Genomic DNA, 25,393 nt, shown 5'->3' on the forward strand with positions numbered 1-25,393 from the left:
AAAACAGGAAATGTCGATGCGGCAGTTAGCATTAGCGAAAAAATTATTATGGCTTACGGTAGGCAGTATTTTTATTACTGTGTTTGTTTTATCAAGTGTTTTATGGTGGCAGCTGTCAAGCAGCAACCAGCAGCTAGCTGCGCAATCAGAAAAGCTGATTGTTGCTGAAGTTGAAGACAAGCTCGCCTCAAATGCCGCCGCATATGGTGAACAAGTTGCTGGGTTTATTAATGAAGCGTACCGAGTGCCTTATTCATTTGCCGCTATCTTAGGTGACAACGATGCGGCAGCTACCTTAACCCGCGATGCTGTAGTTGAGTTGAATCGCTCTCTATTACAAAAAAATGATATTCTTTCATCTATCTACTCGCAATTTGAAGCAAATGCGTTTGATGGCCGTGATGCTAATTTTATCAGCGGGTATGATCATTCTGTAGCAGGCGTTGGCACACTAGAAATTTATTTCACGCGCAGCCGAGACGGCGTAATTGAGCAACAAGTGGTTGACGATGTAGCTGAAAAATATGTGGATACGCTCAATGAATTTGGCCAGCGGGAAGCTGAGTGGTACTTGTGTGTAAAGGATACCAAAGTGCCTTGTATAATGGAGCCCTACTTATACGAAATCACCCCAGGGTATTCAGAAATGATGACCTCTTTAACTGTGCCCATTCTTCGTGATAACGAATTTATTGGTGTTGCTGGGGTTGATTTAACCCTGCCTGTATTTCAAAGCATGACCGAAAAGCTCTCAAAAGAGCTATATAACGGTAAAGCCCGTGTCACCTTGCTAAGTTCACTCGATTTAGTGGTTGGTAGTAGCCATTACAAAGATAAGCTAGGCAGACCGGTAAAAGAGGCGTTGGCAAAAAGCACTTTAGACAATTACGTTAAAGCAAAAAAACAAAGTGGTGTATTTAAAGTTGGTGATCAGTATTTAGTTAACTACCCAATTAGCATAAAGCTTGCAAAAACACAGTGGAACTTATTGATTGAAGTACCTGCTGAGCTTGCCCTTGAAGGGCCCCATGCACTGGCAAATAGCATGAGTGAAAATGCCAATACACTAGGCGGTTTAATCTTGGTTACAGGTATTATTATTGCTGGTGCCGCCTTTGTGATCATGACCTTAGTGATCCGTACCATTGTGGCTCCATTACAGCAAATTCAACAGCGTGTTGATAACCTTGCCAGTGCTGAAGGTGACTTAACTCAAACCTTGCATGTTGATACCCACGCTGAGCTAATCGCACTGGCTACAGGCTTTAATGCATTTCTTGCTAAATTACGCGATTTAATTGGTGAGCTTAAGAATGTATCAACGCAAACCAAAGAGCAGGCCCAATTAGCCACCAGTGTTGCTGTTGATACTAAACACAACGTTCAAGCTCAGTTCCAAGAAATTGAGAGCGTAGTAACCGCCATGAATGAAATGAGCGCGACAGCACTCGAAGTAGCAAGAGCCTCAGAGCAGTCAGCGCAACAAGCCGATGAAATAAACAGCCTTGTTGTGAGCAGTGAATCGAGCTTGTCGTCTGCGGTTACCCAAGTTAAAACCATGTCAGATGAAATCAAAGAGGCCAATCAAGCGGTTGAAAAAGTTGCGGCACGCAGTAACGACATTACACAAATTTTAGATGTGATCAGAACAATTGCAGAGCAAACAAACTTACTTGCACTGAATGCGGCAATTGAAGCGGCAAGGGCCGGTGAACAAGGCCGTGGCTTTGCGGTGGTGGCTGATGAAGTAAGGGCGCTTGCTTCAAAAACACGTTCATCAACCGATGACATTAGCGGCCTAATCGACAGCTTACAGCTAGAAGTAGGTAACGCTTCTAAAGTAATTGAACAAGGTGTTGTGCGTGCACAAACCGCGGTAGATGAAACCTCCGTTGCATTTGATGCATTACACGAAGTTGTCGTCAAAGTGGATGAAATCACGCAGCAAATTACTCACATTGCAACGGCTGCAGAAGAGCAAAGCTCAGTCACAGAAGAGATAAACCGCAACCTGACGTTAATTTCAGATGCCGCATCGCAACTAGCTGAGCTATCTACACAAGCCGGAGATGGTAGCCAAACCCTCAATGCACTCGTTGCACAACAAGATGATGAGTTGAATAAGTTGAAGACGAAATAGTTGCTAGTTACAAGAGTAAAGGGGCTAGGTTCGAGAAAAACGCGATGTAAAATCGCAGCTACAGACTCGTACCTCGCTCCTCGTTTCTATCTCTCGCAGGAATGACTTTAGTCATGAATGATAAATCACAACGCAAAGGTAAACCTTAGACTTAGGCATGAAACTTGTTTCGCGCGCCAAGCAAGCGTGATGCTTGTTTTCTCCGAGCAAATAGCTTCATTGTTTGCTATTCATACAATTTATTAGACTAATAGTTAATGTGCTTAAAAAACAATCCAAAGCTTACTCTTTAAAAGCGATAAATCTAAATAAACCATTAATTATCAATTGGTTGAGTGTGTTTTATGAGGCTCTCAACTTATTAAAAACACCTATTTTATAAATTCATACCCGACCTTTTGCCTAATCGTGTTTTGTATCTGGCTGCTTTACCCTAACTGCATAATAAAAACTCACACAATTTTTCAAGATAGGCAGTAGGAGAACTCATGAATACGAGGCAGCAATCAGCGTCAACAACGCCTGCTGAACAAGGATCGGATACTCATACCGACCAGCAAAGCTATCAAGCACTTCATAAACCAAGTAGTGAATTTTCGAGTCGTGACGAATACCTTGAACACGAATTACAAATTATGCAGCCTAAGCGCTGGCGTCCTAACTTACCGTTTCGTGATTATCGGTTTGAATTAGAAGACTCTATCCCTGCCATGGCAGGCACCATAGGCAAGGTGGTCATGGTGGGTGCAATTGCTGCAACGTTTGCAGCGCCACTAGGCTTAGGTGAAGGCTTTATTCTAGAAAACGTGCGCTATGAGCTGTTAATTGTATCGATCTTCATTTTATTATTTTCAGGCTTCTTTTTACCAACAGCAAACTTAGCGGGTACGCATGGGCCGCTTATTCCTTTGATTCCGATAGTGGTTGCTGCGGGTGGCCACCCAATGGCCTTCGGTTTACTGATAGGGGCGTTTGGTCTGTTACTGGCACTTAGTAAAGGCGGAAGTTTACTGGCGGGGTTAACCAGCCGAGGCGTGTGTGGTGGTTTACTGCTCTACCTTGGTTTTATTGGCACTATTTCGCAGGTTAAAAAGCTGTTTGCATGGGCTGAGGGTATTGATATGACCCATATTGCTTTCATTGTGATCTTATCGACAATCGTGTTGTATGCCTTACTTGAGCATTACAAAAAGCGTTGGTTAGCTGTGCCATTAAGTTGTTTACTTGGCGGTTTAATCGCCTTTTTACTGGGTGCGCCATTTGAGTTTAAAACCGCACCGGGTTTACCAAATATGAACCCAATGTATTGGTGGGGTGAAAACACTGGTTGGATGCTCGGTTTACCGACCCTAGAGAGCTTTGTTGTGGTATTGCCATTCGCGGTGCTTGCGGTTGCCATGTGGTCACCTGACTTTTTAGGACATCAAGTATTCCAAAAAATTAGTTACCCAGAACGCACAGAAAAAGTACAAATGAACATTGACGATACCATGTTCAGTGCTTCAATTCGCCAAACGTTTGGTTCTTTGTTAGGCGGCTCTAACTTTACCTCTTCATGGGGGACCTACATCGTGCCAGCAGCTATCGCTAAACGCCCAATTCCTGCCGGAGCGGTGTTAACGGCATTATTTTGTATTATTGCCAGTATTTGGGGCTACCCAATGGATTTAGCTATTTGGCAACCCGTGTTATGCGTCGCGCTAATAGTTGGTGTGTTTATCCCACTTCTAGAAGCGGGTATGGAAATGACCCGCGAAGGTAAAACTACGCAATCGGCTGCTATTGTGGTGTTTTCATCTACTTTAGTGAATCCTGCATTTGGCTGGTCATTAACTATGTTGCTCGACAATCTGGGCTTAATTGGTTGTAAAGAACGAAGCTCTGAACTAACCCCAATGAGCCGCTGGATCATTCCATTAGTAATGTTTGTTATTTTAACAAGCGTGATGGCAATGGTGGGTATGTTGCCAGGGATCCCAGCATTAATGGCAGACTTTAGACATTAATATATAAGGGTAAGGTGATAAACGCCTTACCCTTTTTTAAAGCTTTTATTTAAACTTAACTGTTTTTTCGCTGCGGGTGTAAGTTCGGGTATCGGGTTTTGTCCATTGACCTTTTTTAAGGTAAGAGGTCGACACCACAAAGCTGTTGTCTTTAAACTCGCTTGTCGATTTCACCTTAGTGATCCCTTCTTTATTACCCGTTACATTTTCATAAGCAACAAATTGAGTAGGGCTAAGTACATTCATAGTGCCTTGGGTATAAAAACCTGCCGTAGTGAAGTAATAAAACACTAAAGACTGCTTTTTATTGTCCCAAAAAATCATCGACTCACCACCATATTCACCTTCATTGATAGAGTGAATGGTTTTAATCGCCGTGCCATTTAGCGCGCGTTGCCAGCTACTCACATCTTGCACGGCAGGCTTACCTGCTGCGACATTAAAGTCTGACTGCCACGTGCCTAAGTAAGGCTCAAACACTTTTAGCTTGTCATCAAGTTGTTGATCTGCTGCCATAGCAGAAAGCGAACATAGGCAGATTGATAGTAAAAGTGATTTTAGGTATGCCATAATAGCGCCCCGATAAAATTAATTTGTTTTGCAGAGTATAGGTGATAATTCGTTGATTAAGAAAACATTAATAACATTTTCATTGTTGTTTTTAGCGCTGCTATGGTTGGTATCGTGGCAACTTAATATTACCTACTTTATTGCAGGCACCTACAGCGTAGCCAGCTTAATAAGCTTTTTGGTATATGGCTGGGATAAACGTTTAGCGATGCAACATGGCGAGCATGTGATAAGAGTACCTGAGCGTACACTGCATATTTTAGGGTTAATTGGCGGCTGGCCAGGTTCATTAATTGCACAGCAATGGTTAAGACATAAATCTAAAAAACGCAGTTTTATTGCCGTACTTTGGTTAACAATTATTGTTAATGGCAGTGCACTGTCGTCACTGTATTATTTGCAGTTAATTTAAGAGCACAAACAGTCGCGTATTAATCTCTTTCTAACAGCACAGCGCCGCTGTGCTCTTCACCTAAATAATCATCTTTGTTGTAGATAGGGCATTTAGCCATTGATAAACAGCCGCAGCCAATGCAACCGTTAACGCGCTCGCGCAATCGCTGCATGTATTGAATGCGTTCATCTAATTGCGTTTGCCAGACCTTTGAAAGGGCTGCCCAATCTTGTTTAGTGGGTGTGCGTTGCTCGGGTAGGGTGCTTAACGTTTGTTTAATGTCTTCAAGAGTTATGCCCATGGTTTGCGCAGCTTTTATTACGGCAATTCGGCGCAATACATCGGGTTTATAGCGGCGCTGGTTACCGTTATTACGCCAGCTGCGAATAAGCCCTTTCGACTCATAAAAATGCAAGGTCGAAACTTTTACGCCACTGCGTTTTGCCACAAAGCCAACCGCTAGGTTTGCATCAATAAGTTTCTTATCTGACATAATTTGCTCCAAGGTGTTGACCTAAAGTTAGCTTGAGGTTTTACGCTGCGCACATCATAAAAAAGGAGTGATAGTCATGCAACAAAAACCAATAACAAATACGGTAATTATTTATTCAAGTGCGCGAAAAAAGGGCAACACGAGCTTACAAGTTAATGATTATAAAGCGCAGTATGGCGGCGATGTAGTATGTCTAGATGACTATGTTATCTCGCCTTATTGCTACAATAAGCAATATAAAAATGATGACTTTTATGCGGTATTTGAAGCGCTGTTGAATTATCAACACTGGGTGCTGGCATCACCTGTGTATTGGTATAACACCACACCGCAGTTTAAAGCATTTTTAGACCGGATCACTGATTACATGGATGATGAAACACTCAGGCCAAAACTGAGAACATTGCGTGAAAAGCAGTTTTCATTGCTCTCAAATGCAGGATCTGCACACGCACCTAACGCGTTTATCGAGATGTTTAAAAACACCTTTAATTACTTAGGCATGAAGTTTACTGCGCACCAACATATTGATGCTAGTTAAACGGGTTTAAACAAGGTAGGCTAGAGTAAAAACAACAGGAACTTATATGAAATCAACACTGTTAGGTTTATCTTTAGCCTTATTATCTTCGTTTAGTCATGCAGAGCAAGCTGAGCCTGCTATTAAAGGTTTTGGTTTTTATTATGATGTGCCAAATCATGCAGCAATCTCTGATCAAACGGTTTTCAAAGTGGCGTTTGATGTAGCTGATGCGGCAGAAAAAGGGGCGCAGAATAACAAAATGAACTCATTAGCCCGGTTCATTAATATGCATATAGCCCATGGTGTGAAGCCTGAGAACATTCAACTTGCTTTAGTTGTGCATGGTGGCGCAAGTGTTGATGTACTGGAAAACAGTTTTTATAAACAGCGCTTTGATAGCGACAATAAAAATCAGCAATTGATCTCACAATTGTTGGCACATAATACCGTTGTGTATGTGTGTGGGCAGTCCGCAACGCACATGAAGGTAAAGCAGCAACAGCTTATTCCTGGTGTGCAAATGGCGTTATCGGCAATGACCGCGCATGCACAGTTGCAGCAGCAAGGTTACACATTGAATCCATTCTAATGAATATCTTATGTTTTGGTGATTCAAATACCTATGGTATTTCCCCCGTCGATGGTAAGCGCTTTGCTGCCGATGAGCGCTGGCCTAGTTTACTGGGTATTAAATTAGGTGCCGGCTACCAAGTTATTGAAGCCGGCCAGCCTAATCGTACACTGGTGAACGACCCGCCTTTCAGTGGCGATAAACTGGGCATTAAATACCTAGAGCCTTACTTAGCGGCTTATCATTTAGATGTGATTGTTATTCAGCTCGGCACGAATGATTTAAAGCGCCGTTTTGCACTGTCGGCTGCTGATATTGCCAAAGCCCTCGAAATATTCATTTTAGATATAAAAAACTACTATCTGCACCGCGAATTACCCAAAATAATGATACTAAGCCCGCCGGCGGTGTATGAGGTTGGCGCGTATCAATCTATTTATGCTGGAGCGGCTGCAAAGTCTAGCGAGCTAGTTGAGGCTTTTTCTGAAGTGTGTGTGAAACAGCAAACTCTGTTTTTGGATATCAAAGCAATAGCTATGCCTTGCCAGCAAGAAGGTGTGCATTTTACTCTTGAATCACATAAGTCTTTAGCAGAGCATTTACAGTTCTTGATTGTAAAACAAAAAAGCCACAGGTTATAAAACCCTGTGGCTTGGGTATTGATTGCATAACAACCAAGGGAGTTAGGAGAGTTTAAAACTCGTAGCTAATGCTCAAGCGTGTAGTACGAGGCATAATGTAACGACCATTCGGTGCATCAGCATTACGAGGGTCACCTTCAGTGATACCTTGCTCGTCAGTTAAGTTATCAACCGCTAATTGCACTTTAATACCTTCCATAGGCTCAACAATTAAACCAATGTCTACTTTTTCGTAACCTTCTAACACAACTGTGTTTTCGTTGTCGCCCCAACGATCATCAACCGCTGAGATTGTGCCGTATAAGGTTGCATACATATCGCTTACTTCAAAGTCATAGCTTGGTGTTACACGTACTTGCCATTTTGGCTGACGTTGGCTTTCGTTACCTTCGTTGCTTGGGCTTTCTGTGATTTCTGTTTCTTGAAGCGTTGAGTTTAAGTTAACTGAGAAACCAGATTCGTGGTTGTAGTTATAATCAAGCTCAATACCGTATGCTTCGTTGGTTAAGATTTCAGCTGGTACACCAGGGCGACGAACAAAGGTGTCACCTTTTACTTCGTTAGTGAAGAATGTTGCATAGAAATCGGTGCTATCAGTTAATAGCTTATAACCAAACTCGGCTTGTGTTACTTCTTTAATTAGCTTTTCGCCACCTTCGTATGCATCAAAGTTGTCACGGAAGTCATCGAAGTAAGGCATTTTGTAACCACGGTTTACGCGAGCAAATACACCCATATCATCGGAAATTGAGTAGTTGATACCCGTTGTCCACGATGTTTTGCTTTCGTCATATTGAACAGACTTATCGATTACGCCATCAAGACCTTCATCAACCGAGTATTCCACTTCGTGGTTTTCAAAACGAACACCGGCATCAAGTGTAAAGTCATCGTTGAGTTTATATTGAGCCGTTGTGTAAAAGGCATTGGTGCGTGCATCGCCTGTAGAGTTGATATCGTAGTTGAAGTCACAACCATCAACACTTGCATTACACTCGATGCCGTCTAGCATTTCGCCGCCTGCTTCAAGCACGTGATACGCTGTGTTACCTAAGCTCCACCAGTCATTTGCTGATGTGCTGGCTGTGTAATAACCAAAGGCCAGTGATAAATTATCAAGCTTTTTAGCAAATGCTAAATCATTGGTGAATGCGCTAATTTCTTTTAATACCACCCAACGGCCAAGTTGTTGAACCGCTGTGTCTGCATCGTATTCTGTGCCAGTTACTGCACCTGTTGCTGTTTCACCGTTATCAGCCACTGCACCAACGGTTGTTGCAGAGCCTGCCGGGACTAAGCCATACGTGTTTGCATCACCTTTGGTGATGTTGAAGCGATCTGTGAAGCTCCAACCGTTATCGAATTCAAGTTTGATACTACCGCCAGAAACATGACCTTTCCAACCACGGCCTTCACCTAAGTCGATCTGTTGCTCGTCATTATTTGCGCCTGTGTAGATAGTCGCTTGGCGATTTAAAGTACCCAGCTGCGTGTAGCTTGCGTCAACACCGTCAACATTAAGTGGTGTTGGTAAGTACCAAGCACCGTGGTCGTCGGTTTGACGTGTGTATAAGTTAATGGTGCCGTTTTCTAATTCTTTAGTGATATTAATTGTGAACTGGCTGCCTTTCTCTGATGTGAAACCTGCATCACGAATACCTGGAGAGCTTTTAACATAACCACCCACCATAAAGAATAAGTCATCAGAAATCTCACCACTAACCATAGCGTCAATGCGTTGTAGGTCATAATCTGAAGTTGTGTATTTGAATACACCTTCGGTATCTTCACTACCACGTTTAAGGCGGAAGTTAGTTGTTAAACCTGGTTGGCCATTTGATACAACAGGGTTGGGACCGCCGCGTAATGCTTCCATCGTTTCGATAGTTTCATCTAAACGGAATAACGACGAGTTTTCTAAAAATGACAAAGTAGGCGCAGGGTAAATTGGCGAACCTTCAAGGCTTAATGTTAAAAATGGTGCATCACCACCACCAGGGAAACCACGTACAAATACGTTCGCGCCAGACTCACCACCCGAGCTTTCTACCCACACACCCGGCACGGCTTTGAATAAATCAGCTGTACTTTTTGGCGATAATTTAACAATTTGATCTGCATCTATATTGGTTACTGCATAGCCAGCATCAATTTTACGTACGCCAATACCTGCAGGTGTACCAGATACAATAATTCGTTCTACTTTTTCTTTAGCTGGTTGCTCAGTTTGCTCTTCGGCCATAACTGTTTGGCCACTCAAAGCTAGCAAAATTGCAGAGGCTAGCGCACTGCGTGTGTATGTAGTTGTCATTGTGTGTTCCCATTTTTTATGTTGTTGAAAGCAATGTATTAGCGAATATTTTGCAATTGTTAACACCTTGCTTTTATAAACCATAAAGATTTATGCAAACGTTTGCAATTTGTTTTTTCAATTTTTTGTCCTTTTTTTACCCACAGGGTGAGTTGGTCTGTTTTGCTTACTGAAAAAATATTATGCTCTTTGGCGCAGCGATTTGGTCGAAATGGTGGTATATTGCCAGCATATGTTTTAAAGGAAAGCAGTGTTTCAGTATCATGAATGATAGAAAATTAAAGTTAGCTGATCTTGCGAAATTAGCCGGTGTTTCTACGTCGACAGTTTCCCGTGCGCTCAATGATAACCCATTGATAAAAAAGGAAACTCGCGACAAGCTTCAACAGTTAGCAAAAAAACATAACTTTAGTTTAAACACGGCTGCTAGCCGCCTTCGCACCCAAAAAACCAATGTTGTTGCGGTTATTATTAACCTCGATGGTGATACAGAACAGTCTATTAACGACCCTTTCTTACTTAAAATTGTTGGTGAAATAAATTTAGCGCTAAATAAATTTGGCTTAGAGTTATTACTTTCTAATTCGTTTATGGCCAGTGATGATTGGGCAAATTACTTTATTAATAGCCGCCGTGCCGATGGCATTATTGTGGTCGGCCAAGGTAAAAGCCAAGCAAATATTGAAGCTGCAGCGAGTGCTGGTGTTCCTTTAGTTGTCTGGGGCGATCCAAAAACACCCAGCAGTTACCCAATTGTTGGCAGCGATAATTATTTAGGCGGTCGCCTAGCGACTGAGCACTTATTGGCAAATGGCGCTAAAAACATATTGTTTTTAGGTGACCCTGGGCACGCTGAAATTAGTGAACGCCACCGTGGTTATTTAGATGCTATTAATGAAGCCAAAGCCACTCCTCACGTGGTTTCTATCGATATTACTAGTAGTGCTGCTTATAAAGGAATTAACCAATTGTTGGTAGAAAAAGGGCTGTACTTTGATGGCATTATGGCATGTAGTGACATGGTGGCTTTTGGTGCGATGAAAGCTCTGAAAGAGCGTTACATTAGTATTCCAACTGATGTTGCACTCGTTGGTTTTGATGATATTGCCATGGCGGATATCAGTCATCCTTCTTTGTCGAGTATTAAACAAAATACTCAACGCGCTTCAGTTATTCTTGTTGAAAAGTTGTTAGCCCAGTTAGCAGGGCAGTCGGTAGAATCTCAAGTTGTTGAAATAGAACTAGTAAATAGGCAGTCGAGCCAGCGCTAAGCCTATTGAATGTTAGCAATATGTGTAATTTTAAATGCAAACGTTTGCATTTTGTTTTGCGCTAAACTAGACTGAATAAAAATAATCATAGGTTGAAGTGAATGAATCCTATAAGAATAACTATCGCGCTGGCATGCAGCTATTTTGTCTTTGCTATTATGCTTAATAGTGTGGGCACTGTTATTTTACAAGCAATCAATAGCTTAGATGTAAGCAAAACTCAGGCGTCTGTTCTTGAAGGATTTAAGGATCTTAGTATTGCCATTGTGTCATTTTTAGTGGCGTCATTTATCCCTCGTATAGGCTATAAAATTGCCATGCTTGGCGCTTTATTACTGGTTGCAGTGATGTGCTTGGTTGTTCCGAGCATTGCCGACTTTTGGGTATTAAAAGCGCTCTTTGCCGCAATTGGTTGCAGCTTTGCTGTAATGAAAATCTCTGTTTACTCTGTTATTGGTCAAGTGACTGATAATGCTAATAAACATTCAGCATTATTAAACACCATTGAAGGGGGGTTTATGCTAGGTGTGCTGTCGGGTTATTGGATTTTTGCGTTATTTATAGACGCTGATGACCCGCAAAGTAGCCACTGGTTGAATGTTTATTACTTGCTTGCAGCGATTGTTGCGGTGGCGTTTGTTTCTGTGCTTGCGGCACCAATAAAATCGCCAGAACTAAAAACTAATCAGCAATCTCAGCTTCATGATTTTATTGACATGTTAAAGCTGACTTACCAACCCTTGGTGCTTATTTTTGTTGTTAGTGCATTTATGTATGTACTAATAGAGCAAGGCGTGGGCACTTGGCTACCGACCTTTAATAACCAAGTTTTAAAATTGCCTGTTGATGTCAGTATCCAACTTGCTAGTTTGTTTGCAGCTGCGTTAGCGCTTGGTCGTTTGGTAGCAGGGCAAGTACTTAGGTTTATTAGTTGGTTTAGTTTATTAATGGGCTGCTTGGTCGCTATGGGTGTGCTCGTATTATTGGTGCTGCCTTTGACTCACGATGTAGATGGTAGTCAAGTGAAAAGTGTGTTTGATGTGCCTTTTGCAGCATACATGCTGCCGTTGATTGGCTTTTTTATGGCACCGATTTACCCGTTACTTAACTCTGTGATGCTGAGTTCACTTGCTAAACACAAGCATGCGGCTATGACAGGTTTAATTGTGGTTTTTTCAGCATTAGGTGGAACAACAGGCTCAATTATTACGGGCTTTGTATTCGATAAATTTAGCGGTCAGCATGCGTTTTATCTCACATTAGTGCCAATAGCCTTGCTATTAATCACCGTTTCAATCTTTAAGAAAATTACCCTAAAACCACAGTATCAAGCGGCTTCAAGCGCAGAATAAGGGATTGTCATGAACTTCGTTAATAGCCAATTATTTAAAGACGTACAGCTAGCAGAAGTGTTTGCTGATTCAAAAATGTTTGCCGATGCAGTGCCAAACTTATCTTGGCAACGTACTTGTGAGTTATATCAACTTGTAGGCCCTTTAAAAGGTGATGCGCTGCGTGAATTTGTTATGTCGAACTTTGTGTTTGCTGATCAGTCTATTCCGACTGCGAAATTAGATACCACTTCGGTTAAACAGTATATTCTTGATTTATGGCCGCATTTGCATCGCAATGCAGATACTGATTTAGCAAGTTCACTAATGCCCTTGCAGTTTGACTACATTGTACCGGGTGGTCGTTTTCAAGAAATTTATTATTGGGATAGTTATTTTACAGCCTTGGGTCTAGAAGATTGTGGCGACCTAGCCACCATTGAAGCCATGGTTAATAACTTTATAGACCTACAAGAGCGTAATGGCTGTATTCCAAATGGTAACCGAGTTTATTATAGCTCTCGCTCGCAACCACCTGTTTTGGCGTTAATGATAGCGATGCTATGGGACGCTAAATATAAACAAGAAGCAGATTTAACTTGGCTGGCAAACGCGGTAAAAGCACTTGAAGCTGAGTATCAATTTTGGATGCAAGGCTGTAACGACCTTAGCATTGAAACGCCTGCTATTAGGCGTGTTGTAAAAATGCCTAATAAGGCTATTTTAAACCGCTATTGGGATAGTGCGGCAACACCTCGTCCAGAATCATTAAAAGAAGATTTACATGACGCTGAAGGGCTAACAACTGAGCAGCAACAAAGTTATTTTCAACATATTCGTGCTGCATGCGAATCTGGCTGGGACTTTAGTAGCCGTTGGCTTTGTGATCATAATGACTTAAAAAGCATTGAAACAACCAATATTATACCGGTAGATTTGAATAGCTTACTTTATAACTTAGAGCGTACATTATCTCGATTTTACCGGTTACTTGGTGAAGAACAAAAGAGTGCTTCTATTGCTGAGCTGGCTACACTGCGCTTAGATGCAATTAATACCTATTGTTGGAATTCTGAGGCGGGTGTTTATCGTGATTACAACATTAGACTCAATCAGCAAAGCAGTGTCGATTCGATGGCAATGGCTGTTCCTTTGTTTGTAGGCGCTGCATCTGTACAACAAGCTCAACAAGTGAAGCGAAAACTGATGAATGAGTTTTTAAAACCCGGTGGTTTAGTGACAACATTGTGTAGCACATCACAGCAATGGGATAGCCCTAACGGCTGGGCGCCTCTGCAATGGTTCGCTGTAAAAGGTTTAATTGAATATGGTTTCGTCAGCGAGGCACAGGCGATCATGAAAAACTGGGTGAGTATGATCGAAATGCGCTTTGCAGAGGATAAGTGTCTCCTTGAAAAGTACAATGTGTGTGAATTAGTTAGCCGTGCAGGTGGTGGCGAATACACAGTACAACAAGGGTTTGGTTGGACGAACGGCGTAACATCACGTTTTTACAAACTACTTAATGACAAACTTTGAGCTTTGTCAGATATTCTTATATAACTTTAAACTATTGGTAAGTGTGGCTAAGTCCATACTTAATATTATAGTGTTCTTTTTATTCATTTCGTTTCTTGAGACTGTTTAGTATATTTATTCATAAAATACAGAGGAATACAAAGTATTAATAATCCTAGCCATTGCCATAATGGCGCAAAAAGAAACACCAGTGCTGATTGTGCATCATGAGAAAAATAGATTGAACCTAAGGTCACAGTACCAAATAAGACACACATTATAGTGACAATAAACGTGGCGATTTGTGTCACTCTTGTTTTACTATGTTCAACCATCCACGCTATTAATAAATAAGGCGAAATACCCCATAAAACAAAACCAATTGGCAGACTTTTTGAACTGTCAAAATTATCAATTGTGATGACTAGGGTAATCAGTGCGGCTAAAACAATAAGAGAATAAGCGCACTTGGAGAAAGTAATCCATTTCATAAATAAAACTTAATTAACTGAATGCTATAAGTATTTATTTCGATGAAGAATTGTGTAAAAAGTTCAACTCAGTGCCTTCTCATTGTTTTGCTTTCTTATATTGCGTAAGTAAAGCAAGCCGGTGCGATTAAATTTCATAATAAACCTCTTCATAAGTCACCAAGGTATTGGCGTTTTGTTGCAGACATTATATGAAGATGTTGCCTATTTGGTAAAACTGATTGTTTCTATCGGGTGATAGTTTAAAGCTATCATTGGTATACTTAATTTAATTTGTATTACAAAATGAAGTTTTCGCTAAAACTGTGTATAATTTGCGCCCTTTAAATATCTATTCACGTGTCGTATTAATGTGGGGTTGTGAGTGAAAGCATTGCTGAAACAGCATGGTGTAATTTTTATTCTTCTAAGTATGCTAACCGGGTTAATGGGGGCATTTGTTAACCCATTGATGAGCTTATTCATTGTCGAAGGGCTGCAAACACCGCCCGTGTATTTAGGTGTTTATATGGTGGCGGTCACTATTACTGGGTTAGTTATTAGTCAGTGGTTAGGTGGCATGGCAGATAAAGGCACCAGTGCGCGAAAGTTATTTATGGTGGCTGTATCAGGTATGGTGTGTGCGTTAGTGACCTTTGCGAATGCCACTGCATTTTGGCAAGTATTGCTCGCAGGCGTGTTGTTTCTTGCGATGGGCAATGCGGCAATTCCGCAAATGATGACCGTGGCAAGACAATGGGCGGGGCGTCAACAGAACATCGACATTACCAGTTTTAATTCCCGTTTACGTGCAGCTATTTCCTTTGCTTGGGTCGGCGGCCCGCCGCTTGGTTATTTGTTAGCCGCTGGAGGCGAGTTTAGCCGCTCGTTTTACTTTGCTGCGGTGTGTGCCTTGGTTGCACTTATCTTTGCATTTAAGTTTATTCCTGACTACAGCGCTAAAAAATCACAACATGGCAGAGAGCCTGCAGCCGCAGCGAGTTTATCATTTTGGTTGTTGGGTTTAGCTATTATGCTTGGTTCAACGGGCAATATTATGTATTCATCGGCACTGCCGCTTTATAGCATTACAGAACTAGGATTTGCTGAACATACGCCCGGGCTGTTTATGGGGGTAGTGGCACTATTAGAAATTCCTATCATGCTGTATGGGGCAAAGCTTGCTAAAAAATACAATAAAGTTGCGATGCTTGCAGTGGCATTTTGTTGTGCAATTGTATTTTATTTAGGGGTGTTTTTTGCCAGCCAAGTATGGCATTTAATCGCGTTGCAAGTTTTAAACGGCCTGTTTTACGGTATTTTTGCGGGCATTGGCTTAACCGTCTTACAAGATCAGCTCCCCGAGCGAATAGGGTTTACCTCTGCGTTTTACACGAACGCCATTAAACTTGGTGTTATGTGCGGGGCAGGGGCAACAGGGGTTGTTGCACAGTTTTATAGTTTTAGGTTTGCAACCCTTGGCTCTATGCTAGCTGCAAGTTTAGCCCTTGGATGCTTAATGTTGTTTAGCTATGTGAAGCGCCAAGAGCAGCAAGAAACTGTTATGCCAGTACTGCAAGAAGGCTTAGTTGAATAACTAGCTTAAATAGATAAAAAACCGAGCATTGAGCTCGGTTTTTTGATTATGAGTAACTAATCATTAGCCATTAGCGATTTGATCCAGTAAATGCATAACTCGTTCACTAGCTGCTTCCATCTTATTAATGTGATTAATCGCTGCGTCTTTATTGCCAGTTTGCAGCATGACTAACGCTTCAACACCATTGCGATGAACTTCACGATGCGGCTCTTCTAATTGACGATAAGCATTGTGTTGTTTGAAGCCATTTGATTGCTCTGAATTATACCATTTACCTAATCGGCACATGGTGTGATCTGAAAAGTCATCAATCGACTTATTACTTGTGCCATTGGCAACTGAGTAAACTTCACCTTTCCAAACAATATGATCTAGTTTTACGGTTTGCACAAATGAGCGTGTGGCTGCATTAATAATGGTTTCTTTCATCGAATTACAGTGGCTCATGATTGAACCATAGTCATTGTTTAGCGTATCAAAACTTGTTGAAAGCTGAGTGTTATTTTGCTGGATATCTTCAACCGAGGTCACCGTTTCGCCAGTTTTATTGATGATCTCTTTGACTAGATCAGATACTTCTTGGGCTGATTTATTGGTGTTGGTTGCAAGTGTACGAACTTCGTCGGCAACAACGCTAAACCCACGACCAGCCTCACCAGCACGGGCAGCTTCGATTGCGGCATTTAGCGCAAGTAAGTTGGTTTGATCAGAAATTTTAGAAATGGTTGATACAAAGGTGTTGATGCTATCGGCCATATCAGACAGACCCGTAATGTTACTGGTCATGCTGCCCATTTTGCCTGCCATACTCGCCATTTCACTCACAATATGTTGCAAAGCATTATTTGAGTCGTTTAATAGTTGGCTTATTTGTAAAGTAACTTGGCTTTCTTCTTCGATAACAAGGTATGAGTCGAGTACAGTTTGGCGTACCCCCTCAATTTGTGTGATACATTCAATCGAACTATTCAATAAGTTGGCAAGGAACAGTTGGTCTGCATCATCAGCTTGCTGATGTAATTTTGCTTCTAAGCGTTCGTTTTCGTCACGTAATACGTGATTGTCGGCTTTAAGTGCCTCAACTTCAGCTAATAGCGCGTTGTATTGATCTTGGAGTAAAGAGTGGCTTTTGCTAGAGACAAACATGTATGTTCCTAATTTATATGGTTAATACCTAACCATGCTGATTATAGATCAAAGTATTAACTTATTATCAGTGTTTTTTATTAGAGTGGTGGTAATTACGACTATTTGATTAAGTGTAGTAGAAAAAATTGGTTATTAAAGCCGAAAAAGCCCAGTAAAAACTGGGCTAAAACGAGGGAGGAGAGTAATTAATAGAAAGAGTATTTTAAAGTAAGCGACGTTGTACGGCCGTTAATAGTACGGGCACGAATAATGTCGTTATCTGGTACTGAGCCTTCTTCTGCTTCTGTGATACCTACGGTGTCGAACAGGTTGTTCACGTTAAGCGATAGACTTAAGTTTTCAGACAGATTGTAACTTACAAATCCATTCACTTGTGTATAGCCATCAAACTCAAGGTCGTTACTGTCTTGTGCGTAAGCATCTGTTGTACCAATAAAGCTTAGACCAGCAGCACCTTTATCAAAGTTGTAAGTTGCCATTAGTGAGTAAATAAGGTCAGCTTGACGACGTGGTGTATTACCGACTAACTCTGGCGATAACGCATCTTTAGCAATTTCTGCGTCTGTCCAAGTAAAGTTACCACGGAAGTCCCAATCACCTACGTAGTAGGTTGATTCAACCTCAATACCTTTTGCTTCGTACTCGCGGTCAAAGAATTTTTGTGATGTTGCTTCGAAGTTTTGCTCTTCAGTTTCTGCGTAGAATGCTGTTGCAAATACTGATAGCGAATCAAAACGTTTTTTCACACCGATTTCGTATTGGTTTACTTCATCAATTGCATCGGCTTCGGCAACCGAACCATCTGCTTCTACTTTACCGAATAGTAAGCGGTCTGCATTTGCGCGGCCGCCTTTACTTAAGCGGGCAAATGTCGCAAAGCTTGGATCAATTTGGTAGTTTGCACCAATTGAGTATGAGCTGTAATGCCAGTCGTAGTTAACAATGCTTGGGTTTGCATTATCAATACCAACAACACTTTGCTCAGGAATTGAGATAGTACCGTCGCCATTCATATCAATTGTTGATGTTACGGCACCTGCGTAGTTACCGCGTGCTTCACCTGAATCATAGCGAGCACTTGCATCAATGCTTAAATCGCCAAACTTAGTGGCTAAGTTAATGTAAGGTGCGCGTGTTTCGTATTCTGTGTCGTAGTTACGCTGACAGCAGTTACCCCAGTAAGGTGTACCATAAGCGTACAAGCCATTATCTGAATAGCTGTCGCCATTTGCAGCGTAAACGTCAAGTAATGCAGCGTTGTCGCCTTTTAGCTCCATAACATATGAGTTCCAAAGCCACGACATATCAATCGATTGGCTTGATGCAAAGTAACCAAAGGTAACGCTAGTTTCATCAGAAAACGACTTAGTGAGCTTAAGGTCATTAACAATTGAACCCATGTCGTTTAGCGTTACATCAAATGTATGAATACGCATTGCTAAATCGTCATCGCCATAGGCTTCGCCTGCTGAACCACCATTTGCATAAACAAGCGATGCACCATCACCAGCAATACTAGAAGCAATAGAGCTTGCGCTTGCAACTTCAGCTGGAATAAGAGAAATAAAGTTACCGCTTACTGATGATGTTCTAAAGCGGTTTTCGATGCGCCAGTCGTTTTCTAAATCAAATGCAGCTTCAAAACCCACTGAGGTAACAACTGGGTTCATACCGTCGGTCATATCGCCTGTGCTGATTTGGTTATCACCATTTAAACGCAGAGTTTGTGTGAAAAGCGCTGAATGCGGCGTATCTGATTGTGCATCGAAACCTGGGATTGAATCGCCATCTGAGTACATAGGCATAGGTAGGTAACCTACGCTCTTATCATCGAGGTGTTTAAAGTAAACGCGAACATAACCAGCATCAAATTCTTTAGTTAAGTTTGCCTTAATTTGGCCACCTTTATTTGATGTATAACCGGTTTCACGTGGACCTTCACCTTGGCGAACGAAGCCACCAATGTGATAGCGCACACTGTCGTTTAAATACGTACCATACTCAAAGTCTGTACGAATTGAATCATAATCAAGGCCTACGGTGGTCGATACACTGCCTGATTCGTTCTCACCCGTTTTTGAAATAAAGTTGATGATACCACCTGGGGCATCACTTGCTGCTGTTGATGCTGAGCCACCACGGATTGATTCAACACTTTGCACTGTTGAATCTAAGCGCATGAAAATGTCTGCGTTACCAAAGGCAATATCGCCAAATTGCATAACTGGTAAGCCATCTTCTTGTAGTTGCAAGAATTTAGCACCGCCCGATGCAACCGGTAAACCACGTACCGCGATATTTGCGTTACCTTCACCACCAGTTGATTCTGAACGAACACCCGGGATTGTTCTAAATGCTTCTGCAGTAGAACGAGGTGTTGATACTTCAATTTCAGCTAATGTAACACTGCTAACCGATGAGCTTGATGCCATGATGGTTGTACGGCGTGGTACACCGGTTACAACGATTGTTTCAAGACCGCTTTTTTTAGCCTCAGGTTGTGCTTGCTCTTCGGCGTGTAAGTTTTGGCTTACTGCTAATGCAAGCGCGCTTAATGTGTAAAGGGCATGTTTGTGTGTTGTCATAATGTGCCTCGTCTCAATCCCAGATGGTTTGTTGTCTAAATTGCTATCTTAATCGATTAAGTAAAGGTAACAATAATTTTACACAGTGCAAGTCTTTTTAGCGAAAAACTTGCACGATTTATGTTCGATAATTGATTTTTAACGATTTTTATTTAGTGGCTTAATGCACTGTGCTGCGCTAAAGCTTGTTCAGCAGGGTTACATAAGTAGTTATATAGCATGGCTAAAAACAGTAAACATGCGAAACCTGTTGCGAGATAAAAGCCGTAACGAATGTGGCCAAAGTAGTCACTGATCACACCCATTAATAATGGGCCTGCTGCCGCAGAAAGGGCAGTAAAAAACAAAATAACCCCAGCAACTGCACCGTGCTGTTGTACCGCAAAGCAAGAAATACCTTTTGAGTTTAAAGTTGGGTAGATCATCGACATGAATAGCCCAGATAAAGGGAGTAAGAATACCGCCCAATCAACGCCGCCGAAGATTAAGCCTAAATAACACAGTGCAATTCCTAAGCTTAAATACAGCATCGCTGCTTGCCAACTGAAGTGATTCAGCAGCCACACCGCTAAGAAACGACCAGCAGCGCGTAAAATGAAAAATAAGGTTAGTGCATAGGTTGCCAGTAATTGCCAAGGGCCGTTGTAATCGCCAAGTAGAGTAGGCATCCACACATAAATAGCCACTTCGGTTGCAACATAAAGGGCAATCGCTAAAGAAAAGCCAAGTGCGTAAGGGTTTTTCATCATACTCATGGTGGTTGCAAGAGAGGCCGGTTTGGCGTGTTCTTCAAGCTTTTTAGGTTTTGGATAATCCGCACGCCAAGCAATTAAGGTTAAAATTAAACATAAAACCCCAGCAATAACGTAAAGGTAGGTCCAGCTTACCTTTTGGGTGATTAAAAAGCTGACAAGGGCAGGGCCTACAATGGCGCCAACACCAAAGAAGCCTTCGACCAAATTCATGGTTTTTGTGTGTTCTAAATTGTTTTTAGAAATATCACCTAACAGCGCCAAAGCACCTGTTTTGAATAAACCAATAGCAAGGCCAATACAGCTAAGTAACACTACAAATATGCTAAAACTACTGCTAACGGCGAACAGAAAACAACAAATGGTGAATATGCCGAGCCCCAGCATGATGGTTTGTTTGCGCCCAAAACTGTCGGCCAAAAAACCTAAAAACAGGCCACTAAAAGCAATAAGTGCCATAGGTGCATAATGGAAAGCACTGGCTTGGGTCATGCTTAAATTAAATTCTTCGATAAGCTCAGGAATGATCATACCAACCGCATCAGAGGTCATCGCAAACATAAAAAACATCATGTATGTCAGCCATCTAATGGTTTGCAAAGGATCGTGTGTTCTATTCATTATTGTATCCCCACCGAAAGGTCTGCGCCTTTACTATGTATATTAGTGTATAAAAACTATAAAAACTGCTTGAATAATTTGCTGTCGTGGTTAAAGATATATCTTAATCGATTAAGTTTCAACTTGGTATTAACAATTATGATCAACAATAAAGTGCAATTAATCACCTACGCAGACCGTATTACCGGTCAAGGTATTGATGAATTAAGTAATTTATTAAATGGCCCACTTAACAATGTGTTTGCAGGTGTACATTTGTTGCCATTTTATAATCCGATTGATGGCAGTGATGCTGGCTTTGATCCTATTGATCATAGTGAAGTAGACTCGCGCCTTGGTAGCTGGGACGATATTAACGTGCTTGGTGCAAACTATGACCTTATGGCTGATTTAATTGTTAACCATGTTTCAGCACAATCTTTCCAATTTAAAGATGTACTTGCGAAAGGCAAGCAATCTGAATTTTGGGATTTATTTTTAACTAAAGACGATGTATTCCCAAATGGCATGTCAGGGGCTGAGCAACAAGCGATTTACCGTCCGCGTCCGGGTAGCTGCTTTACACCTATTGCGTGTGGTGATGGCAAAACCTATGATTTTTGGACCACATTTACCGATAACCAAATTGATATTAATGTGAAATCAACGGCGGGTATCGAGTATTTAAATACGGTGCTTGGCAAATTTGCTGATAATAATGTCAACATTATTCGTTTAGATGCAGCAGGCTATGCGATTAAAGAAGCTGGCACAAATTGCTTTATGTTGGACGAAACGTTTGAGTATTTAAATAAGCTTTCGGCGCAAGCAAATGAAGCGGGTATGGAAACCATTGCTGAGATCCATAGCCATTTTCAAACTCAGGTTGAAGTCGCAAAGCGTGTAAATATGGTTTATGACTTTGCTTTACCACCACTTATTTTACACAGCTTGTTTAGCAATGATGCGCAAGCTTTACTGAATTGGCTAACCATTTCGCCGCGTAACTGTTTAACGGTTCTCGATACCCATGATGGCATTGGCATCATTGACGCAGGCCCAATGGGTGATAAACCGGGTTTATTAAATGCAGCAGAAATTGATAACTTGGTTGAAACCATTCATGAAAAGAGTGAAGGGCAAAGCCGCCTAGCAACTGGTGCAGCAGCAAGTAATGTCGATTTATATCAAGTTAACTGCACATACTACAATGCCTTGGGTGCAGATGACTTTGATTACTTATTAGCGCGTGCAATACAGTTCTTCGCGCCAGGTATTCCACAAGTTTATTATGGTGGCCTGTTCGCTTGTGAAAACGATATGGAATTATTGGCTCGCACCAATGTAGGTCGTGATATCAATCGCCCTTACTTAAATGCGCAAGACATTGATGCTGCGCTTGCTAAACCTGTGGTGAAAGGTTTAATCAAGCTGATTCAATTACGTAATGAGCATCCAGCATTTAACGGTGAGTTTATTGCGAAAGGTGAAGGCAGTGTGTGTCGTTTAAGCTGGCATGATGATACCAGCTCAATCGAGTTAAAAGTTGACTTCGCTAGCCGTGAAGTGATCATTGTCGATCACCGAGACGGCGAACAAAGCATTGTTGATTTGGCTGACTTTTTAGCTTAACTACTTTGACCCAATTGCAGTTGATAGTCGATTTCGGCTGTTTGCTGCTCTTTCGATAGAAACAAGGTCGCAGCAATGCGGCCTTTTTCTTCGCTATTTTGATGGACCGTTGTGAGTTTTGGCACAAATCGTTGGCCTTCATTTATGCCATCAAAACCAACAATTCTGACATCTTCAGGAATCGATAATCCCATTTTTAATGCTTCGCGCATGGCGGCAAGGGCAATTAAATCACTCATACACAACAACACGTTTGGTCTTGGTGTGCTGCTAAGCGCTTCTTTGGCGGCTATGCTTGCAAAGCGTTCACTGCTTTCTGGAATATTCCATGTTCTATCTTCACCCAGGGTGATGCCAGCATCGCTGATTGCTTGATGATAACCGCGCAGTCGTTGATGAGCAATCGACTGACCGGCTTCAAACTCATGATGTTCGTATACTCGGCATAATACGTCGTTATCGAGTAAGCGCAGGCCTAAAATAGCAACCCGATCATCATTTTTTTGTAGTGCATGTTTGGCAATATCGAAACTGGCTTGTTGGTTATTTACGTTTACAGAGGCATCACGACCGATGTTAAAATCAACCGTGACAACATGCTTGGCAACCTGTTTTAACTGTTCAACAAGTTGTTTATTACGAGGGCGACCATAACAAATAAAGCCATCAACAAAATCGACTACGCTATTTAGGTTATCGTTGTTACCTGAAAATAATAAAAGATTAATGCCATTTTTTTCGAGCACCGCCGATACACCGCGCATAAAGCTGCTAGCAACCGGATCTGATACCATATATTCAACGCTGTCTGGCAATACTAAAGCAACAATATTAAAGGTGCCTCGGCGTAATGATTGCGCCGCCTTGTTTGGGCCAAAATAGCCGAGCTTTTTACAGGCCGCCAAAATTTCTTCGCGGCGTGCTTTCGATAATTGATCAGGGCGGTTAAACGCATTTGATACGGTGGCATTTGAAACGCCTAACTCTTGGGCAATACTTTTCAGCGTCCAACTTTTTGGCTTTGTCATTGTAGGTTCTTAATCGATTTACTTAATGGTAAATTACCATATAAAGAGTCGAAAAAAAGTGTTTTTAGTCATAAAAATAGGCGTACCATAAAAGAATGAGTACGAGTGTGAGAAAAAGGCGAATAGCGAGTGATTTCTAAGTTACCAAAATGGGTTGAGATTGGCGCATTTATTTTAGCGCTGGTGGCTGGGTGTGTGAATGCAGTTGGTTTACTAAGCTTTGAGCATCAAGCTGTATCGCATTTATCAGGAACTGCAACCTTGCTTGGCGCAGATCTTATACATGGCAATAGCCTTGATGCTTTGCATTTATTAGGCGTATTACTGTCATTTTTAGTTGGGTCTGGTATTGCTGGCTTTTTACTGCATAGTTCAGCACTTAAACTAGGTCGTCATTACGACACGGCATTATTGATTGAAGCAGGGCTTTTACTGGGCGCACTTTGGTTATTGTTTAATGGCTCGGGTTACGGGCACTTTTTGGCCTCTGCGGCATGTGGTTTACAAAACGCCTTAGCAACAACTTACAGTGGTGCAATTGTTCGTACCACCCATGTAACGGGTATCTTTACTGATTTAGGTATTATGTTTGGTCGGGTTTTACGTGGCGAGGCGCTTGATAAACGTAAGGCTAAACTGTTCGGCCTAATCATTTTAGGGTTTATTCTTGGCGGCTTAGCAGGGGCATGGTTATTTGCAAAAATGAGCTTTGCGGCGCTTTATGTGCCTAGTGCTATTTGTATTTTACTTGCCTTGACCTATCGTGTTTATTCTCATCGCAATCCAGAACTTAATGGTTAGCGATACTTTTAGGTGTTGCGCCAAAGGCTTGTTTAAACACACGGCTAAAATGGCTTGGGTTATTAAAGCCTAATTGGTAACAAACTTGGCTAATCGCCTCCCCTTTTTCGAGCAGTTTATACGCTTTTTGTAAGCGTAATTGTTGTTGCCAAAGAGCGGGCGTAACACCAAAGGCTAACTTAAATTGCTGATAAAATTTACTGCGGCTCATACAGGCTATCTTACATAACACATCAATATCAATATTCTCAGCAAGATGCTGTTCTATATAGCTTACTACATGGCTTAATGGGGTTGCGAGCTTGCCTTGCTTACAACTTGCTATCATTAAGTCTCGACTTTGCTGCTGTAACAGACGGGTTATGAGTTCATTAAGTGATAAATCAATTAAGTAATCGCGGTGTTGCTCATTTTCGCTAAATAGAGTGATCATTCGCTCCAGCAGTTGTTGAGTTTGCGGATTATGCTGGGCGTGCACTAACTTGGCTTGATATTGGAAAAAGTCATCCTGGGTAATTTGCTGGTTAAAATTAAGAGCATCAACTACTTGGCTTATTTTATCGGTACTGATTTCAATCGCTAAACAGGTTGTTGGCTGATTGAGAGATGCATTGGGAAAATCGATTAGCACCCCTTGCTCTGGGGCAAGTACAAATGACTGGTTTGGTAAAAACTCTTCATGATAATCACTGTCGGCGACATGCATGATTTTTTTACCGCTGATCATGCCGCAAAATAATAATTCAGTGGAATGTAACGCCACTTTTTGGGCATCTAAATAGGTGTCGTAAATACTTAATTCGGCATGTTCGCCCGCAAAACTGACTTTATTTTCAATAAGCACATCAATACGTTGTCGTTTTTTATCTAAACTTCTATTGCTAACTGATGTGTTCATTGTTGCCTCGCTGTCGTCCTAAATTCTGGACAAATAGTCAAAAAGTCTGGACTAGGAATCAAGTGTGTTTTCAGTAACTGAGCTAACTTCAATTGTTAGCGGTTCATTA

General features: G+C 41.6%; 21 protein-coding genes. 12 read left to right on the forward strand and 9 right to left on the reverse strand.

Annotated features, from left to right (window positions below):
- The first annotated feature begins 16 nt into the window (after positions 1 to 16).
- Complete coding sequence (locus HUS62_RS05175) at positions 17 to 2,140, forward strand: methyl-accepting chemotaxis protein (protein WP_175078769.1); 2,124 nt, start codon at positions 17 to 19, stop codon at positions 2,138 to 2,140.
- A gap of 488 nt (positions 2,141 to 2,628) precedes the next feature.
- Entirely contained in the window at positions 2,629 to 4,146 is a 1,518-nt protein-coding gene (locus HUS62_RS05180) for a DUF3360 family protein (RefSeq protein ID WP_175078770.1), read from the forward strand.
- A gap of 45 nt (positions 4,147 to 4,191) precedes the next feature.
- Here the strand turns inward: HUS62_RS05180 and HUS62_RS05185 are convergent, their stop codons facing one another.
- A complete protein-coding gene (locus HUS62_RS05185) occupies positions 4,192 to 4,716 on the reverse strand; it encodes a hypothetical protein (RefSeq protein ID WP_175078771.1) in 525 nt (174 codons plus the stop codon).
- Positions 4,717 to 4,768: 52 nt separating this feature from the next.
- On the opposite strand from HUS62_RS05185, the gene HUS62_RS05190 reads away from it, so the two are divergent.
- Positions 4,769 to 5,128 (forward strand): DUF1294 domain-containing protein, encoded by a 360-nt coding sequence (locus HUS62_RS05190; RefSeq protein ID WP_063704408.1) that lies wholly within the window; start codon positions 4,769 to 4,771, stop codon positions 5,126 to 5,128.
- 19 nt (positions 5,129 to 5,147) lie between these two features.
- On the opposite strand, the gene soxR is transcribed toward HUS62_RS05190, so the two are convergent.
- Positions 5,148 to 5,603: a redox-sensitive transcriptional activator SoxR gene (soxR, locus tag HUS62_RS05195; protein ID WP_054562542.1), complete on the reverse strand. Its 456-nt coding sequence runs from the start codon at positions 5,601 to 5,603 to the stop codon at positions 5,148 to 5,150.
- Between the two features lie 76 nt (positions 5,604 to 5,679).
- Here soxR and HUS62_RS05200 point away from each other — a divergent pair, with 76 nt between their 5' ends.
- From HUS62_RS05200 to HUS62_RS05210, 3 genes are read left to right on the forward strand one after another with little or no spacing between them, the layout of a single operon-like run.
- Complete coding sequence (locus HUS62_RS05200) at positions 5,680 to 6,144, forward strand: flavodoxin family protein (RefSeq protein WP_175078772.1); 465 nt, start codon at positions 5,680 to 5,682, stop codon at positions 6,142 to 6,144.
- Between the two features lie 46 nt (positions 6,145 to 6,190).
- On the forward strand, positions 6,191 to 6,715 hold the full coding sequence (locus HUS62_RS05205) for a DsrE family protein (RefSeq protein ID WP_175078773.1): 525 nt from the start codon (positions 6,191 to 6,193) through the stop codon (positions 6,713 to 6,715).
- Complete coding sequence (locus tag HUS62_RS05210) at positions 6,715 to 7,338, forward strand: SGNH/GDSL hydrolase family protein (RefSeq protein ID WP_175078774.1); 624 nt, start codon at positions 6,715 to 6,717, stop codon at positions 7,336 to 7,338. Before HUS62_RS05205 ends, HUS62_RS05210 begins: the two co-directional genes overlap by 1 nt.
- A 52-nt stretch (positions 7,339 to 7,390) precedes the next feature.
- On the opposite strand, the gene HUS62_RS05215 is transcribed toward HUS62_RS05210, so the two are convergent.
- On the reverse strand, positions 7,391 to 9,649 hold the full coding sequence (locus HUS62_RS05215) for a TonB-dependent receptor (RefSeq protein WP_175078775.1): 2,259 nt from the start codon (positions 9,647 to 9,649) through the stop codon (positions 7,391 to 7,393).
- A gap of 263 nt (positions 9,650 to 9,912) precedes the next feature.
- Here HUS62_RS05215 and HUS62_RS05220 point away from each other — a divergent pair, with 263 nt between their 5' ends.
- The 3 genes from HUS62_RS05220 to HUS62_RS05230 all read left to right on the forward strand — a co-directional run bounded on the left by HUS62_RS05220 (position 9,913) and on the right by HUS62_RS05230 (position 13,790).
- Complete coding sequence (locus HUS62_RS05220) at positions 9,913 to 10,920, forward strand: LacI family DNA-binding transcriptional regulator (RefSeq protein WP_175078776.1); 1,008 nt, start codon at positions 9,913 to 9,915, stop codon at positions 10,918 to 10,920.
- Positions 10,921 to 11,021: 101 nt separating this feature from the next.
- Positions 11,022 to 12,272, forward strand: coding sequence for a sugar MFS transporter (locus HUS62_RS05225; protein WP_175078777.1), 1,251 nt, complete (start codon positions 11,022 to 11,024; stop codon positions 12,270 to 12,272).
- A 9-nt stretch (positions 12,273 to 12,281) separates the two neighbouring features.
- Positions 12,282 to 13,790 carry a trehalase family glycosidase gene (locus HUS62_RS05230; RefSeq protein ID WP_175078778.1) on the forward strand — a complete coding sequence of 503 codons (1,509 nt, stop codon included), beginning with the start codon at positions 12,282 to 12,284 and terminating at the stop codon, positions 13,788 to 13,790.
- Between the two features lie 83 nt (positions 13,791 to 13,873).
- Here HUS62_RS05230 and HUS62_RS05235 read toward each other — a convergent pair whose 3' ends face one another.
- Positions 13,874 to 14,260, reverse strand: coding sequence for a hypothetical protein (locus tag HUS62_RS05235; RefSeq protein ID WP_175078779.1), 387 nt, complete (start codon positions 14,258 to 14,260; stop codon positions 13,874 to 13,876).
- 364 nt (positions 14,261 to 14,624) lie between these two features.
- Here HUS62_RS05235 and HUS62_RS05240 point away from each other — a divergent pair, with 364 nt between their 5' ends.
- The gene (locus HUS62_RS05240; RefSeq protein ID WP_282658444.1) at positions 14,625 to 15,836 is read left to right on the forward strand and encodes a sugar efflux transporter; all 1,212 of its coding nucleotides are present in this window, start codon (positions 14,625 to 14,627) and stop codon (positions 15,834 to 15,836) included.
- Positions 15,837 to 15,899: 63 nt separating this feature from the next.
- Here the strand turns inward: HUS62_RS05240 and HUS62_RS05245 are convergent, their stop codons facing one another.
- The 3 genes from HUS62_RS05245 to HUS62_RS05255 all read right to left on the reverse strand — a co-directional run bounded on the left by HUS62_RS05245 (position 15,900) and on the right by HUS62_RS05255 (position 20,946).
- Positions 15,900 to 16,985 (reverse strand): methyl-accepting chemotaxis protein, encoded by a 1,086-nt coding sequence (locus HUS62_RS05245; protein ID WP_175078780.1) that lies wholly within the window; start codon positions 16,983 to 16,985, stop codon positions 15,900 to 15,902.
- A 188-nt stretch (positions 16,986 to 17,173) separates the two neighbouring features.
- On the reverse strand, positions 17,174 to 19,573 hold the full coding sequence (locus HUS62_RS05250) for a TonB-dependent siderophore receptor (RefSeq protein WP_175078781.1): 2,400 nt from the start codon (positions 19,571 to 19,573) through the stop codon (positions 17,174 to 17,176).
- A gap of 152 nt (positions 19,574 to 19,725) precedes the next feature.
- Positions 19,726 to 20,946 carry a sugar MFS transporter gene (locus HUS62_RS05255; protein ID WP_175078782.1) on the reverse strand — a complete coding sequence of 407 codons (1,221 nt, stop codon included), beginning with the start codon at positions 20,944 to 20,946 and terminating at the stop codon, positions 19,726 to 19,728.
- A gap of 138 nt (positions 20,947 to 21,084) precedes the next feature.
- On the opposite strand from HUS62_RS05255, the gene gtfA reads away from it, so the two are divergent.
- Positions 21,085 to 22,557, forward strand: coding sequence for a sucrose phosphorylase (gene gtfA / locus HUS62_RS05260; RefSeq protein WP_175078783.1), 1,473 nt, complete (start codon positions 21,085 to 21,087; stop codon positions 22,555 to 22,557).
- Here the strand turns inward: gtfA and HUS62_RS05265 are convergent.
- Entirely contained in the window at positions 22,554 to 23,585 is a 1,032-nt protein-coding gene (locus HUS62_RS05265; RefSeq protein ID WP_175078784.1) for a LacI family DNA-binding transcriptional regulator, read from the reverse strand. The two genes, gtfA and HUS62_RS05265, sit on opposite strands and share 4 nt — an antisense overlap.
- 129 nt (positions 23,586 to 23,714) lie before the next feature.
- Here HUS62_RS05265 and HUS62_RS05270 point away from each other — a divergent pair, with 129 nt between their 5' ends.
- Positions 23,715 to 24,386 carry a YoaK family protein gene (locus HUS62_RS05270; RefSeq protein WP_175078785.1) on the forward strand — a complete coding sequence of 224 codons (672 nt, stop codon included), beginning with the start codon at positions 23,715 to 23,717 and terminating at the stop codon, positions 24,384 to 24,386.
- On the opposite strand, the gene HUS62_RS05275 is transcribed toward HUS62_RS05270, so the two are convergent.
- Entirely contained in the window at positions 24,376 to 25,284 is a 909-nt protein-coding gene (locus HUS62_RS05275; RefSeq protein WP_054562517.1) for an AraC family transcriptional regulator, read from the reverse strand. The genes HUS62_RS05270 and HUS62_RS05275 overlap by 11 nt on opposite strands.
- Between the last annotated feature and the right edge of the window lie 109 nt (positions 25,285 to 25,393).

Source organism: Pseudoalteromonas sp. 0303 (assembly GCF_013349995.1).
GTDB lineage: Bacteria > Pseudomonadota > Gammaproteobacteria > Enterobacterales > Alteromonadaceae > Pseudoalteromonas.